Raw genomic sequence first — 14,337 nt, forward strand, 5'->3', positions numbered from 1 at the left:
CGGTACGCTGGAACCCATGCTCAACATGGCTGACGGCCTCGCCCGTCTCGGCGCGCTCGCCGAGAATCCGGTCGTCCGCACCCTCGCGGAGGCTTTCGAGAAGGCGGGCTTCGACCTCGCCGTCGTCGGGGGGCCCGTGCGCGATGCGCTGCTCGGCAGGCCGACCCACGACCTCGACTTCACGACGAATGCGATGCCGGACGACATCCTGCGCATCGTCAAGCCGATCTCCACGGCCCAGTGGGACATCGGTCGGGCGTTCGGCACGATCGGCGCGCGTGTGCAGGGTGAGCAGGTCGAGGTCACGACCTATCGCGCAGACAGCTACGACGGTGTGACGCGCAAGCCCACCGTCGAGTTCGGCGACACGATCGACGCGGATCTGCACCGACGCGACTTCACCGTCAACGCCATGGCTCTGCTGGTGCCGGCCATCACGCTCGTCGACCCGACCGGGGGAGTCGAAGACCTCGTCGCCGGGGTACTGCGCACTCCGGCCGACCCTCAGGTCTCGTTCGGCGATGACCCGCTGCGCATGCTCCGCGCCGCGCGCTTCAGCGCCCAGCTCGGCTTCCGGATCGACGATGACACCGCCGACGCGATCACGCAGCTGCGCGCCACCCTCGAGATCGTGAGTCCCGAGCGCATCCAATCGGAGCTCGTGCGGCTGATGCAGACGGATGACCCGGTGCGCGGCATCCGCGTGTTGGTCGACACCGGTCTGATGGAGGAGTTCCTGCCAGAGGTGAGTGCGCTGCGACTCGAAGTCGACGAGCATCATCATCACAAGGACGTCTACGAGCACTCCCTCACGGTCCTCCGCCAGGCGATCTCGCTCGAGCACTCGCGTCACCCCGGTGCCGAGCCCGATGTGGCCCTGCGGATCGCGGCGCTGCTGCACGACATCGGCAAGCCCCGCACCCGCAAGCTGGAGGACGGCGGAGTCGTCACCTTCCACCATCACGACGTCGTCGGGGCGCGCATGGCACGCAAGCGCCTGCAGTCGTTGCGCTTCGACACCGACACGACCGAGTCGGTATCGACGCTGATCGAGCTGCATCTGCGGTTCTTCGGATACGCCGAGGGCGCGTGGACGGATGCCGCGGTGCGGCGCTACGTGCGCGACGCCGGCGACCTGCTCGAGCGGCTGCACATCCTCACCCGCGCCGACGTCACGACGCGCAACAAGCGCAAGGCCGGACGACTGGCGTCTGCCTACGACGACATCGAATCGCGCATCGCGGCGTTGCGCGAGCAGGAGGAGCTCGACTCCATCCGGCCCGAGCTCGACGGCAACCAGATCCAGAAGATCCTCGGCATCACGCCCGGTCGTGAGGTCGGCGAGGCCTACAAGTTCCTGCTCGAGCTGCGCCTCGACGAAGGCGTCATCGGAGCGGATGCCGCCGAGCAGCGGCTCCGTGAATGGTGGGCAGCCCGGGTCTGAGCCGATCGAGCCGCGTCGACAGCGATGCGGCGGTCGGGCGCGGGCATCCCCATGGGGATCCCCCAGGACGACTCGTCACTCCTCCGGTTCGTCGACCTCGGCGGCCTGTGCGAAAGCCTGCACCCGGAACGCGTGACCGGAATATCGCGGGTACCGCCGACGGCATCCGGCTCCTACACTGAGGTAACGCTCCACCATCGACGATCGGAGACGCCCGTGGTCGCGTCGTGGCAGGTGTCACGTGAAGGGCCGCCTGAGGCCTCTCGTCTTCTGATCGAGCGTGCACACGAAGAGCTCATCGCCGGCAATCTCGATGACAAGCGCCTGCAGGAGGTGCGACCTCTCGTCCGCGAATCGTGGGTGCGATCCTGGCGAGGGCGCGTCGGCCCCGAAGGGGCCCCGCAGATCGAACTCGTGAGCGAAGAGCTCGAGGCCTATCGACTCGCGCATCCGCTCGCGTCCGCGATGGACATGATCCGAGCCCTGCTGCTGCCGGGAACCGAGGGGGACTCCGGTGTCGTCGTCGCCGTCGGAGATCAGGCCGGACGGCTGCTGTGGATCGAAGGCGATCGCAAGCTGCAATCGCTCACCGAGGGCATGGGCTTCGTGGCCGGCGCGAACTGGGCCGAGGACGCCGTCGGCACGACAGCTCCCGGCACAGCGCTGGCGCTCGGACAATCGGTGCAGATCCGCGGTGCTGAGCACTACAACAGGCTGGTGCATCCGTGGTCGTGCACGGCGGCTCCGGTGCGAGACCCCGAGACGCGGCGTGTCCTCGGGGTCATCGACATCACCGGAGGAGACGAGGTCGTCTCGATGCAGGCCAGGCTGCTGGTCGATGCGACAGCGCGCGCGGTCGAGTCGGAGTTGCTCGTCTCGAGACTGCGGGCCCGCAGCGAGTCGCATCGTCCGATCACCATCTCCTCGCGAGCCAAGCCCACGACCCGGGCGACGCTGCACGTCCTGGGGCGCGATCGCGCGCGCCTCGAGACCGAGACAGAACTCGAGGAATCCGTGATCGAGCTCAGCGCTCGTCATGCCGCGATCCTCCTGATGCTCGCCGTGCATCGCCAGGGGCTGTCGGCCGAGAGACTCAGCGAACTCGTCTACGGACCGGACGCGTCGGCCGACACGCTGCGGCCGGAGATGGTGCGTCTGCGCAAGGTGCTCGAGAAGCACGCCCCCAGCCTCGTCCCCGAGTCGCGGCCGTATCGACTGCCGGTGGTGCTCGAGACGGACGCGCACGACGTCCTCTCGCTGCTCGACCGAGGTGCCCATCGGGTCGCCCTCACCGCCTACCGAGGTCCGGTCCTTCCCGAATCCACATCGCCGGGAGTCGAGGAGTTCCGCGAGTCCGTCAGAGCGGCGCTGCGCGAGACGATGCTGTCGGAGGCGAGCCTCGACGTCCTCCTGGAGTACGCCGAGATCCCGGAGGGACAGGGCGATGCTGCGGCCCTGCGACTCGCTCTGGAGATGCTTCCGGCGCGCTCGCCGAAGCGCGCCGGGCTCGTCGCCCGCATCGAACGGATAGAGGAGAGCTGAACCGTCCGGTCTGTCTCGGACATCTGCCGACGGCGTGCAACCATCCGCAACGTTGCGCATCGGGGCGCAACCTCTGCCGACCTACCTTCGAGACACAGCCCGCAGCACCGACGCCGCGGCCCGTCGAAGGAGTCCCGATGACCATCGTCGAAGAAGACGTGTCCACCGCCTACGCCGCTCCCGGTCAGCCGGGCGCCCTCGCTACCTACCGTCCGCGGTACGGCCATTACATCGGCGGAGAGTTCGTGGATCCCGTCAAGGGCCAGTTCTTCGACAACGTGAGCCCCGTCAACGGCAAGCCCTTCACCGAGGTGGGCCGCGGCACCGTCGAGGACATCGACCGCGCGGTCGACGTCGCCTGGAAGGCCTTTGCCAGCTGGGGCAAGACCAGCCCCGCGGAGCGCTCCGTGATCCTCAACAGGATCGCCGACCGCATCGAACAGCATCTCGAGGAGATCGCCGTCGCCGAGACCTGGGAGAACGGGAAGCCCGTGCGCGAGACGCTCGCCGCCGACATCCCACTCGCTGTCGATCACTTCCGATATTTCGCCGGAGTGCTCCGGGCGCAGGAAGGCGGCATCAGCCAGCTCGACGAGAACACCGTCGCGTATCACTTCCACGAGCCGCTCGGCGTGGTCGGACAGATCATCCCGTGGAACTTCCCGATCCTCATGGCCGTGTGGAAACTCGCGCCGGCGCTCGCCGCAGGCAACTGCGTCGTCATCAAGCCGGCCGAGCAGACGCCGGCATCCCTGCTGTTCCTCTTCGACATCATCGGCGATCTGCTGCCCGCCGGGGTCGTGAACATCGTGAACGGCTTCGGCATCGAGGCGGGCGCACCGCTCGCGCAGCACAAGCGCATCCGCAAGGTCGCGTTCACGGGCGAGACCACGACGGGGCGTCTGATCATGCAGTACGCGTCGCAGAACCTCATTCCGGTCACCCTGGAGCTGGGAGGCAAGAGCCCGAACGTGTTCTTCGAGGACGTCGCACGCGACACCGCCGACCCTTTCTACGACAAGGCGCTCGAGGGCTTCACGATGTTCGCTCTCAACCAGGGAGAGGTCTGCACCTGCCCCTCGCGGGCGCTCATCCAGCGCTCGATCTACGACGGCTTCCTCGCCGACGGCCTCGAACGCGTCGGCAGGGTCGTGCAGGGAAACCCGCTGGATCCGGCCACGATGATCGGCGCGCAGGCATCGAACGATCAGCTGGAGAAGATCCTCAGCTACATCGACATCGGCAAGCAGGGAGGCGCGCGACTGCTCACGGGTGGCGACCGCGTCGATCTCGGCGGCGACCTCAGCGAAGGCTTCTACGTTGCGCCGACCGTGTTCGAGGGCACGAACGACATGCGCATCTTCCAGGAGGAGATCTTCGGCCCGGTGCTCTCGGTCACCTCGTTCGATGACTTCGACGATGCGATCTCGATCGCGAACGACACCCTCTACGGACTGGGTGCGGGAGTGTGGAGCCGCAGCGGCGACACGGCCTATCGCGCGGGACGGGCGATCGAGGCCGGTCGTGTCTGGACGAACACCTACCACCAGTACCCGGCGCATGCGGCGTTCGGCGGGTACAAGCAGTCGGGCGTCGGTCGCGAGAACCACAAGATGATGCTCGACCACTACCAGCAGACCAAGAACCTCCTGGTCTCGTACGCAGAAGGCCCGATGGGCTTCTTCTGAGCTCGACCTCCGGGCGGGCGCTGCGCCGGCAGCGCCCGCCCGGAACCACCTGCAGGAAGGCTCGGACCATGGTCAGCATCGGCACCTATCAGCGGGTCGACGTGACGGATGCCGCGGCATCCCTCATCCGCGATCTCACCGTGCAGCACGGACCCCTGATGTTCCATCAGTCGGGAGGATGCTGCGACGGCTCGTCACCCATGTGCTACCCGGTCGGCATGTTCATCACCGGGCCGAGCGATGTGCTGCTCGGCGCCCTCGATGTGGGGCTCGACTCCCCGGTCGAGGTCTTCATGTCGGAATCGCAGTTCGAGTACTGGAAGTACACCCACCTCACGATCGACGTCGTGCCGGGCCGCGGTGCCGGCTTCTCGGTCGAGGGTCCCACAGGCATGCGGTTCCTGATCCGCTCGCGGATGCTGAACGACGCGGAGCTGCAGTACTTCGGCCTCGCGCCTTCGGGGAGCTGAGGGAAATGTGGCCAGAAGTATCCCTCTGTTGGCAGCGCATCGGACTAGAAAGGCGAGATGCAGCGCGTACACAGGAGTGAGTTGAAGGACTGCGTATCGCCTCTCGTCGACTTTTGGTTGTCGCAGCCAGGCATCGGTCAGGATATTGAAGACGCACGAAGGCAGTCAGCGGCCGGTGAGTTGCGCACGACTGAGGAGACGATGAAGCGATACGGATTTCAGCCCCGGTGAGTGGAGTCGATTTCGCGGATCCATCCGGGCGAAACCGCGACAGGCTGCGGGAGCAACCAGCCAAAGCATGGCCGGGATGCCGTGAGTTCTACCGTGGCCGCCCTCGCGCCTGGTTACCATGGGCCGATGTGGTGGACGGATGAGGAGTGGGCCGAACTCGTGGACCCGGAGGTCTGCGGTATGTGTGCCGACGCACATCTGCCGGAGAACGAGCACAGCATCCTGGTGGCCTCGACCGAGATGACTCACGTCCGATTGGTACGAAACCAGGCGCATCCCGGCTACACCGTCGTGATCCTCCGTGAGCATCTCACTGACCTCGGTCAGCTGGATGCCGGCCAGCTCAGCGCGTTCTGGCGCGACGTCCAACGAGCGGGCCGATCCATCGACAGGGCATTCGACCCGCGGAAGATCAACTACCTGGTGATGGGGCATCGGGCCCCGCATCTCCATTGCCATGTGTTCCCGCAACATCTGGCGGATGACCCGCTTCAGAACGTGGACATCTCCGATGGCCCTGTGCATCTCCCTGACTCGGACATGACCCATTCTGTGATCGCACTCCGAGAGGCCTGGCACGCGTCAGCCTGACACCACGGAGTCGTCTGCGGCCACCCTGCTGGACGCTGTCGGCTGGCTGAAGACACCCCGACTGTCGGGCAGCCATCCGTGAAACGGCCAGCGATCCATGACGAGCGACTGCCGCGACTCAGCGGGGGAGTCGCGGAACCGCGTCGACCAGCGCCCGGGTGTATGGGTCCTGTGGTGCGTGCAGCACGGATGCGGTGGCGCCCTGTTCGACGACGCGGCCGTTCTGCAGCACCACGGTGCGGTCGCAGGCTGACGCGATCGCGGTGAGATCGTGCGACACCATCACGAGCGACAGGCCGTTCTCTCGACGCAGGCGGTCGAGCAGCTCGAGCACCTGCACGCGCGTCGTCACGTCGAGGGCGCTCACCGGCTCATCGGCGAGCAGCACGCGCGGGCGCGAGACCACGGCTCGGGCGATCGCGATGCGCTGACGCTGGCCGCCCGAGAACTCGTGCGGGTATCGGCGGGCGGTGTCGGCGGGAAGCCCGACCGACTCGAGGGCCTCGGCGATGCGGCGCTGCGCGTCGGCGCCGGAGGCGAGGCCGAGTGAACGCAGGGGCTCGCCGATGATGCGGTCGATGCGCTGACGGGGGTCGAGCGACGAGTACGGATCCTGGAACACCGGCTGCACGCTCGCGCGGAAGCGGCGCATCTGCGCACGGTCGCGCAGCGACAGGGGAGCACCGTCGAAGAGCACCTGTCCATCGCGTGGTGCCGAGAGCCCGAGCATCAGCCGCAGGATCGTCGACTTGCCCGCACCCGACTCGCCCACGAGGCCGAGCGAGTCTCCCTCGTCGAGGCTCAGTGAGATGTCGTCGAGCACCCGGCGCGATCCGTAGGCGAAGCCGGCACCGCGGAGTTCGAGGAGGCTCATGCGTCAGCCTCCTTCGCATCGAGGAACGCATCGAGCGCGCGAGCGCTGTCGACCAGCATCCGCGTGTACGGCTCCGCGGGGCGCCGCAGCACCTCGGCGACCGCCCCCTCCTCGACCACCAGACCGTCGCGCAGCACGACGATGCGGTCGACCATGCGAGACACGACGGCGAGGTCGTGGCTGATGAACAGCAACGCCATGCCGCGTTCGGCGACGAGTCGCTCGAGCAGTGTGAGCACGGCATCCTGCACGGTCACGTCGAGCGCGGTGGTGGGTTCGTCTGCGATGAGCAGCTGTGGCCGGGCGGCCAAGGCGATGGCGATCGCCACACGCTGGCGCTGACCGCCCGACAGCTCGTGCGGGTAGGCGCGCGCGAATCGCGGCTCCGACAGCGACACCTCATCGAGCGCCGCCGTGACGGCCGACCGCAGTTCCGCGCCGCGCAGGCCGAGATGACGACGCAGCGGCTCGGCGATCTGGCGACCGACCCTCATCAGAGGGTCGAGCGCCGTGAGCGGCTCCTGGAACACGATCTGGGCGACCGGTCCGCGCAACGGCCTCAGGTCGGCATCCCGCGCACCGACGACCTGGTGCCCGTCGAGCAGCACCGACCCGGACGAGACGAGAGAATCCGGCAGCAGGCCGGTGACCGCGAGCGAGGTGAGCGACTTGCCCGACCCGGACTCGCCGATCAGCCCCAGGCGTTCGCCGGGCTGCAGCGAGAACGAGACATCGCGCACGAGAGCCCCGGATCCGGAGCGAACGGTGAGCCCTGCGACCTCGAGAATGCTCATCGGCTCCTCCTGCGGGTCGGGTCGGCGAGATCGCGCAGGCCGTCGGCGAGGAAGTTGACCCCGAGCACGAGGGCGATGATCGCGATGCCGGGGGCGATCGCGCCGACGGGAGCAGTGAGCACGGTGCCCTGCGCCTCCTGCAGCATCCGACCCCACGAGGCGTTGGGCGGCGGGGCACCGAGCCCGAGGTACGACAGGCTCGCCTCCGCGAGCACCGCGGCACCGAACTGCAGCGCCAGACTGACCGCGAGGGTCGGTGCGATGTTGGGGAGCACGTGCTGGAACACGATGCCGAGCACACCCGTGCCGCTGGTGCGTGCGGCGGTGATGTACTGCTCCTGCAGCACGCGGCGCGAGAGGATGCGGGTGAGACGCGCGACGACCGCCGACATCGCCAGTCCGATCGCGAGCACCGCCGACCACAGCGACGCTCCCTGCACCGCGACGACGAGCATTGCGAGCAGCAGCACCGGGAAGGCGATCACGACGTCCAGTCCGGCGGAGAGCGTGTCGTCGACCCATGGCCGTGAGAAGGCGGCGATCAGTCCGACGATCACGCCGAGAACGGCGGCGATCGCGACCGAGCAGACGCCCACGATCAAGGCGATCCTCGCACCCCACATGAGCTGCGAGAGCAGGTCGCGGCCGAGCCGATCGGTGCCGAGCAGGTGCATGGCGCTCGGCCCCTCGAGACGACTTCCACTCGTGTCGGCGAGCGGATAGGGGAGCCAGAACAGCGACACCAGCGCGATGAGCACGATGATGCCGGTGAGCACGAGCCCGATCAGCAGGGTCGCCTTCGGCCGCCTCCGCACGGGGACGGATCCGGTGATCAGCTGCTCGGCGACGCGGCTCATCGGTTGCCCGAGACGCTCGTGCGCAGTCGCGGATCGATCAGGCGCTGCACGATGTCGGCGGCGAACCCGACGAGCAGCACGAAGAGCGTGCTGACGACGAGGACGCCCTGGATGACCTGGAAATCATGCTGTTCGATAGCCGACAGCAGCAGACTGCCGAGACCGGGAAGAGTGAAGACGCTCTCGACGACGACCGCGCCGAGCAGCGTGGTGGATAGCTCGATGCCGAGGACCGCGACGACCGGCACCGAGCCGTTGCGCACTCCGTGACGCAGCAGCGCCTCGGACATGCCCGACCCGCCGGCGCGCGCGGTGCGGAGGTAATCGCTGCCGATCACGTCGAGGGTGGCGGAGCGCACGTAGCGGCTGAGGGATGCACTCATCACGATCACGATCGTCGTCACCGGCAGGGCGAGAGACCGCAGCGCGTCGGCCGGATCCTCCCAGCCGTCGCGCGGGAATCCGCCGGACGGCAGCAGGCCGAGGCCGAGTGCGAAGACCCAGACGAGCACGACGCCCACCCAGAACACCGGCACGGCAACACCCAGCTGCGCGAATCCCGAGAGCGCGATGCCGTACCAGCGGTCGGACTTCACGGCAGCGGTGATGCCGATCACCAGGGAGACGAGAAGGGCGGCGGTGAACGCGATGAGTGTGAGCGGGAGGGTCACGGCGAGGCGATCGGCGATGTCGGGGCCGACCGGACGCGAGCTCAGGAACGACTCACCGAGGTCGAAGCGCAGGAGCTGACCGGCCCAGGTAGTGAACTGCTGCAGGAGGGGCTGATCCGAGCCGACCTGTGCGCGGGCGGCGGCGATCTGCTCGGGTGTCGCATTCACCGAGAGCAGGGCGTTCGCCGGGTCGCCGGGGAGCAGCCGCAGCAGCACGAAGATCGCGATCATCGCGACGACGAGCGAGACCACGAGGAACGCGAGGCGGCGCAGCAGGTAGGCGAGCATGGCTTCTCAGGATGAAAGAGGGGGATGCCGACACGCGGCATCCCCCTCGCGCGTCAGGACTTGACGATGTCGTAGGCGAAGAACTGCGAGTTCAGGCCGTTGACCGGGTAACCGCTGAGGTCGCTCGAGGCGACCACGATCTGCGGGTACAGGTACAACCATACGCTCGCGGCATCCTCGGCGATCTTCTCGTTGACCTGCTTCAGCAGAGCTGTCTGCTCGTCGGTCGTGGCGGCCTGTTCGGCCTCGGCGACCCACTGCTGCACCTGGGCGTCGTCGTAGCCCCAGTAGAAGTCGGGGTTGCCATACCAGACCACGTCGCGGTCGTTCACGTGCTCCTGCAGGGTGGCCTCGAAGTCCTGCTCCTTGAAGACCTTGGTGTACCACTCGTCGGCGCTGATCGTGTTGATCTCGACCGTGATGCCGACCTCGGCGAGCTGCGACTGCAGGAACTCCGCGACGGCAGGGTGCGGGTCGTAGCTCGGGGTGTCGAGCGTGAAGGTGAAGCCGTCGGCGTAGCCGGCCTGCGCGAGCAGATCCTTCGAGAGGTCGACGTCGTACGGGTTCACCTGGGTGAGGTCCTCGTACCAGGGGTCGGTGGGCGGCACCATCGATCCGATGAGCGTGCCGTAGTCGCCCCAGATCGACTCGAGCAGCTTCTGGGTGTCGATGGCCGAGTAGATCGCCTTGCGCACGAGGGCGTTGTCGAACGGGGCGACCCGGTCGTTGAAGGCGAGCAGCTCCTTGGTCGTCGAGGTGCCCTCGCTGATGACGTAGTCGTCGCTGTCGAACTGCGCGAGCGAGTCCGGGCTCTGCACGCTGGTGATCACGTCGATCTCGCCGGTGGCCAGAGCGTTGTTCTCAGCGGTCGCGTCGGTGAAGTACGTGTAGACGACCTCGCCGTTCTTGGCGGGCTCGCCCCAGTAGTCGTCCCAGCGCTCGAGGGTCAGGGTCGAGCCCTTCTTCCACTCGTCGAGCGTGTAGGGGCCGGTGCCGTCTTCCGTGCCGGTGATGTCACCGGCCTCGTCGTTGACGATCCAGACGTAGCTGAGGTTGTAGAGGAACGAGATCGACCGCTGCGACAGCGTGAAGACGACGGTCTGGTCATCGGGCGTCGCGATGTCGGCGATGGTCGTGAAGCTCGACTTGCGCGCCGACACGGAGTCCTCGGCGGTGACGGCCTCGATGCTCGACTTCACGTCGGCGGACGTGAGCGGGTCACCCGAGTGGAACGTCACATCGTCGCGCAGAGTGATCGTGTAGGTCAGGCCGTCATCCGACACCTGGGCGTCTTCGGCGAGAAGCGGCTCGACCTCTCCGTCGTCGGTCAGGCGATAGAGGCCCTCGTAGACGTTGCCGGTCAGTGCCTCGGTCACACCCTGGCCGCCGCCCTGCGTGTTGCTCAGGTTGGTGGGCTCGTACAGCGACCCGATGAAGATGGTGGCGTCTTCGCTCGCGGCGTCGTCGGTGGCGCCCGACGCGCAGCCGGCCACGAGGGCGAGCGTGGCGACGGCGCCGAGCGCGCCGAGGATGCGGGTTCTTCTCATGAGTGCTCCAGGGTGAGGGTGCGCGGCGTCACGCCGCGTAGATGTCGAAGCCGTCGCGGAAGACGACGTTCTTCTCGCCTGCTCGGATAGGCAGGGGGAAGCGGTTGGATGCCGGCGGCAGCGGGCAGTTGTACTGGGCGCTGAATCCGCACGGCGGCACGAAGGCGCGGTTGAAGTCGAGCACCACGGTGCCCTCGTCGTCACGGAGCTCTACGAAGAGGAAGCGGCCGGATCCGTAGGTCTCGGAACCGTTCGTCTCGTCGCCGAAGACGAGCAGCAGCGTGCCGCCGTCGTCGAAGGCCGCAAGGTCGTACGCGCGGCCGTCGAGCACGAAGTGGATGTCGCCGGGGACGACGAGCTCACGCGTGCCGCCGTTGTCGCGGATGTGCTCGAACGACACCCGACGATCGCCGGAGACCGGCGTGAAGTGTCCCTCGAGAACCCATGCCGGGTCGTACTCGTATGTGTCGATGCGGTCGAAGGCGCGGATGGCGGGGGACTCGGCATCCCACACGCGCAGCCCGTGCTCGGCCTCCCCGGTCTCGATGTTCGTGCGCTGGATCGGCGTCACGGTCACCGTGTCGGATGCGGCATGCCGCTCGGCATCCAGATCGGGAGCCTCGCCCGTCCAGCGGGTCTCGATCAGCGTGAGGTTGCCGGTCGCAGAGGTGACGGAGGCGCGGCGATCGGCCTGCCACTGGGTGTGATCTTCGAGTTCAGACATCACCTTCCATTCTCTTGCATGCAGACGGGGGTGGGGCCGGACGCGTCACTCTGGGTAACGGAGATCACGGTGCCAGGAGGGCATGCACGAATGCGGTGTCGGAAAGGCGCCCCGGACCCTCATTTCGCACGTTTCTGGACCGGATGCAACGTGTTCGGTCGAGTCTCTCGGACGCAATGGAATGCAACGTATACCGGTATACCATTACTGATATACGCGCAGAGTCGTCAGTCCCCAGCTGACCCGCGCGTGGACGGTTCGACCGTCCTGCGGAGGGAGAGTCAGATCTTCTTCTGATCCCGAGGGGGGATGGGGTGGGAGCGCTGATCCCCAGTCAGCACCCACCCCCACAACCCACCCTCGGGGGTTCCCTCAGAACGACCTGAACCAGAACCAGATCAGTGCGAAGCCGACGAGGAACACGATCGGCACCCACTGGAAGCTGCGCTTCAGCCGGCGTCCCTCACGCGCGACTCCTGGCGGGGGAGCGAGAAGACCGGCCGGCGGAGCGAAGGGCAGACTCGCGGACGCGCCCACCGGTGCGAGGGCGGGCGACGGAGACGCCGGAGCCGCACTCTCGAGCCGCAGACGCTCATCGCGCCAGCGCTCCCACTGATCGAGCTTCGTCATCAAGGCGCCGACGGCTCCGAACAGCCACGCCCAGGTCGCAGGGTCGAGGGTCGACGCCTTGCGCTGTGTATAGAGGAACATCCAGTCGTCGACGATCTCGACATCGAGCTCGGCGGCATTGTCGATGAACCTGGCCATGATGTCGGGCGTGAACAGATACAGCGCGTCACGCTCGTACCCCTCGGGGCAGTACAGCGTGAAGTACTGATCGAAGTCGCCCTCCAGCGAGAGGCGCTGCTCGCGCTGGAACGACGCGGGCAGATTCGACCCGAAGCCGTTGTTGCCCTTGGCGTCGAGCACGATGTTCGGCAGGGGCACATCGAGCTTGACGGCGACGTAGCCCCAGCGGTGGGTGGTCGAGTTCTTCCCCGACCCGGTCGTGTATCGGTAGTTGCCGAACTCGACGAAGCGAGGCCTCGCGCCTCGCACGAGATCGGTGGCTTCTCGGGAGCGTCCGAGGCCGAACAGCATGCCCGGAAGGGCAGGATCGGCGACCCTGGCCTCGTACGTCATGCCGTTCGCCCGGGCGAATGCGTCGAGGCGGTACCGCGCGATGCGGGATCGGCGCCAGCCGACGGTGGCGATCGTGATCCCGACGACCGCGGCGACGAGGATCCCGATGCCGGCGAACGACGACGACCCTGCGTCGGTGAGCAGCGAGACCATCGTCGCGCCGACGACCGTCATGGCCGCGAGGAACGCGATGCCGAAGATCACGAGGGCCACGATCGTCGTGGCCGAGCCGCCCATCTTGCCCCGCGAGCGCAGCTCGGCGTTGAAGGTGCTGACGGCCCGGGCGTCGACGGGATCGGTGAGCGGGCGGGCGTCGAACGATGCGGCCGGCTGCGGTGCCGTCATCGGTTCACCTCGTCGGAGTCCCACGTGAGTTCGGCGTTCTCGGGGATGGCGAAGACCTCGAGGAGGTCGTCGGCGATGAGCTCGGCGATCAGCTCGGCGGACCCCGCGATGATCGTCGAGTCGTAGTCGACCTCGGTGACGAGCACCCAGGCGTGATCGTCGGGCCACAGGATGCTGGGGCTCTGCGCGGCCGGCGCGAACCCGTGCTCCTCGGACTCGCGATCCCGCCACGGCACGTCGAGCACCCAGTCCCGACGCGCGAACGTGCTCGGCGCACCACGGAACAGCACGTGATCGCGGTCCCGCAGCTGCAGCCGCGGACCCTCCGAGACCTCGCGCGACAGGATGCCCTCCTGCCACGTCGGCTTGCGGAACGCGTTGTTGAGCGGATCGCGGATGCTGCGGTCGAGCATCGCCCGGTGGTTCGGGTCGTCGTCGAACGTGAGGAAGGTGCGCGAGGGGCCGTGTCCGAGGTGACCCAGCAGCCCGCCCGTGCCCTCCCAGAGCGCGGCGAATCCGGCATCCGGCGTCGCGGTATGCGCGACGAGATGACCCACGACGGTCGCGAGCACCTCAGGCGAGACGACGCCGTCCATCGGCGCGGTGAACTCGCGCCCGTCGGGGGAGATCCGCGCATTCCAGTCGGTCTCCGGCGGAGTGCGCACGATCCGCTGCCATTGAGCGAGAGGATGCAGCGTCGTGCCGAAGGCGGCGGCCGTCTGCGCCCATGTCGCCGGTTCATCGATGAACCGATCGAGGAGCGACTGTCGCTCGGCCTCCGGCATCCGGTCGTAGTCGTCGTAGGTCGGCACCGGTCGGTCGGGGAGCGATCGCACGATCGCAGGGTGCAGGATGCGCGCATACGCGGGGAAGCCGTGCGGCACCACGGCGTGCATCGTCGAGTTCCAGGGGTCGTCGAGACGCTCGCGCAGCCAGTCTCCGGCAGAGGTGTCAGGCATCCAGTGCATGCGACCCACGGTACCCGGGGGCCTTCCCGACTCCCGAGGTCTCGACGGCGATGCGGCACCTCGACCCCGATCGTGTGGTCAGACGAAAGGGCGCGCCGGGGAGCCTCTCTGGGGAATTCGTCTCGCTCCGCGCGCCCGTCCGGCGGCCGACCCAGACGGT

The 14,337-nt window shown here is 67.6% G+C and carries 13 protein-coding genes; 5 read left to right on the forward strand and 8 right to left on the reverse strand.

Going from position 1 to position 14,337, the window contains the following annotated elements; translation table 11 throughout:
• Positions 1–16: 16 nt before the first annotated feature.
• The 5 genes from BEP68_RS02950 (at position 17) to BEP68_RS02970 (ending at position 5,966) form a co-directional block, all read left to right on the forward strand.
• Entirely contained in the window at positions 17–1,444 is a 1,428-nt protein-coding gene (locus BEP68_RS02950) for a CCA tRNA nucleotidyltransferase (RefSeq protein ID WP_072592148.1), read from the forward strand.
• Positions 1,445–1,660: 216 nt separating this feature from the next.
• On the forward strand, positions 1,661–2,986 hold the full coding sequence (locus tag BEP68_RS02955) for a transcriptional regulator (RefSeq protein WP_053098220.1): 1,326 nt from the start codon (positions 1,661–1,663) through the stop codon (positions 2,984–2,986).
• A 137-nt stretch (positions 2,987–3,123) separates the two neighbouring features.
• Positions 3,124–4,674 carry an aldehyde dehydrogenase family protein gene (locus tag BEP68_RS02960; RefSeq protein ID WP_053098219.1) on the forward strand — a complete coding sequence of 517 codons (1,551 nt, stop codon included), beginning with the start codon at positions 3,124–3,126 and terminating at the stop codon, positions 4,672–4,674.
• A 68-nt stretch (positions 4,675–4,742) separates the two neighbouring features.
• On the forward strand, positions 4,743–5,144 hold the full coding sequence (locus BEP68_RS02965; protein ID WP_187249170.1) for a DUF779 domain-containing protein: 402 nt from the start codon (positions 4,743–4,745) through the stop codon (positions 5,142–5,144).
• Between the two features lie 324 nt (positions 5,145–5,468).
• Entirely contained in the window at positions 5,469–5,966 is a 498-nt protein-coding gene (locus BEP68_RS02970; RefSeq protein WP_187249171.1) for an HIT family protein, read from the forward strand.
• Positions 5,967–6,084: 118 nt separating this feature from the next.
• Here BEP68_RS02970 and BEP68_RS02975 read toward each other — a convergent pair whose 3' ends face one another.
• The 8 genes from BEP68_RS02975 to BEP68_RS03010 form a co-directional block, all read right to left on the reverse strand.
• Positions 6,085–6,840: an ABC transporter ATP-binding protein gene (locus BEP68_RS02975; protein ID WP_187249172.1), complete on the reverse strand. Its 756-nt coding sequence runs from the start codon at positions 6,838–6,840 to the stop codon at positions 6,085–6,087.
• On the reverse strand, positions 6,837–7,634 hold the full coding sequence (locus BEP68_RS02980) for an ABC transporter ATP-binding protein (protein WP_187249173.1): 798 nt from the start codon (positions 7,632–7,634) through the stop codon (positions 6,837–6,839). Before BEP68_RS02980 ends, BEP68_RS02975 begins: the two co-directional genes overlap by 4 nt.
• Positions 7,631–8,491 (reverse strand): ABC transporter permease, encoded by an 861-nt coding sequence (locus BEP68_RS02985; protein WP_053098214.1) that lies wholly within the window; start codon positions 8,489–8,491, stop codon positions 7,631–7,633. Before BEP68_RS02985 ends, BEP68_RS02980 begins: the two co-directional genes overlap by 4 nt.
• On the reverse strand, positions 8,488–9,450 hold the full coding sequence (locus tag BEP68_RS02990; protein ID WP_187249174.1) for an ABC transporter permease: 963 nt from the start codon (positions 9,448–9,450) through the stop codon (positions 8,488–8,490). The genes BEP68_RS02985 and BEP68_RS02990 overlap by 4 nt, the downstream gene beginning before the upstream one ends.
• A gap of 53 nt (positions 9,451–9,503) precedes the next feature.
• Entirely contained in the window at positions 9,504–10,997 is a 1,494-nt protein-coding gene (locus BEP68_RS02995; protein WP_187249175.1) for an ABC transporter substrate-binding protein, read from the reverse strand.
• Between the two features lie 28 nt (positions 10,998–11,025).
• On the reverse strand, positions 11,026–11,721 hold the full coding sequence (locus BEP68_RS03000) for a DUF1684 domain-containing protein (protein WP_187249176.1): 696 nt from the start codon (positions 11,719–11,721) through the stop codon (positions 11,026–11,028).
• Between the two features lie 372 nt (positions 11,722–12,093).
• Complete coding sequence (locus BEP68_RS03005) at positions 12,094–13,209, reverse strand: hypothetical protein (RefSeq protein WP_187249177.1); 1,116 nt, start codon at positions 13,207–13,209, stop codon at positions 12,094–12,096.
• The gene (locus BEP68_RS03010) at positions 13,206–14,168 is read right to left on the reverse strand and encodes a hypothetical protein (protein WP_261987669.1); all 963 of its coding nucleotides are present in this window, start codon (positions 14,166–14,168) and stop codon (positions 13,206–13,208) included. Before BEP68_RS03010 ends, BEP68_RS03005 begins: the two co-directional genes overlap by 4 nt.
• Positions 14,169–14,337: the final 169 nt, after the last annotated feature.

It is taken from the genome of Microbacterium sp. 4-7 (assembly GCF_014332665.1).
GTDB lineage: Bacteria > Actinomycetota > Actinomycetes > Actinomycetales > Microbacteriaceae > Microbacterium.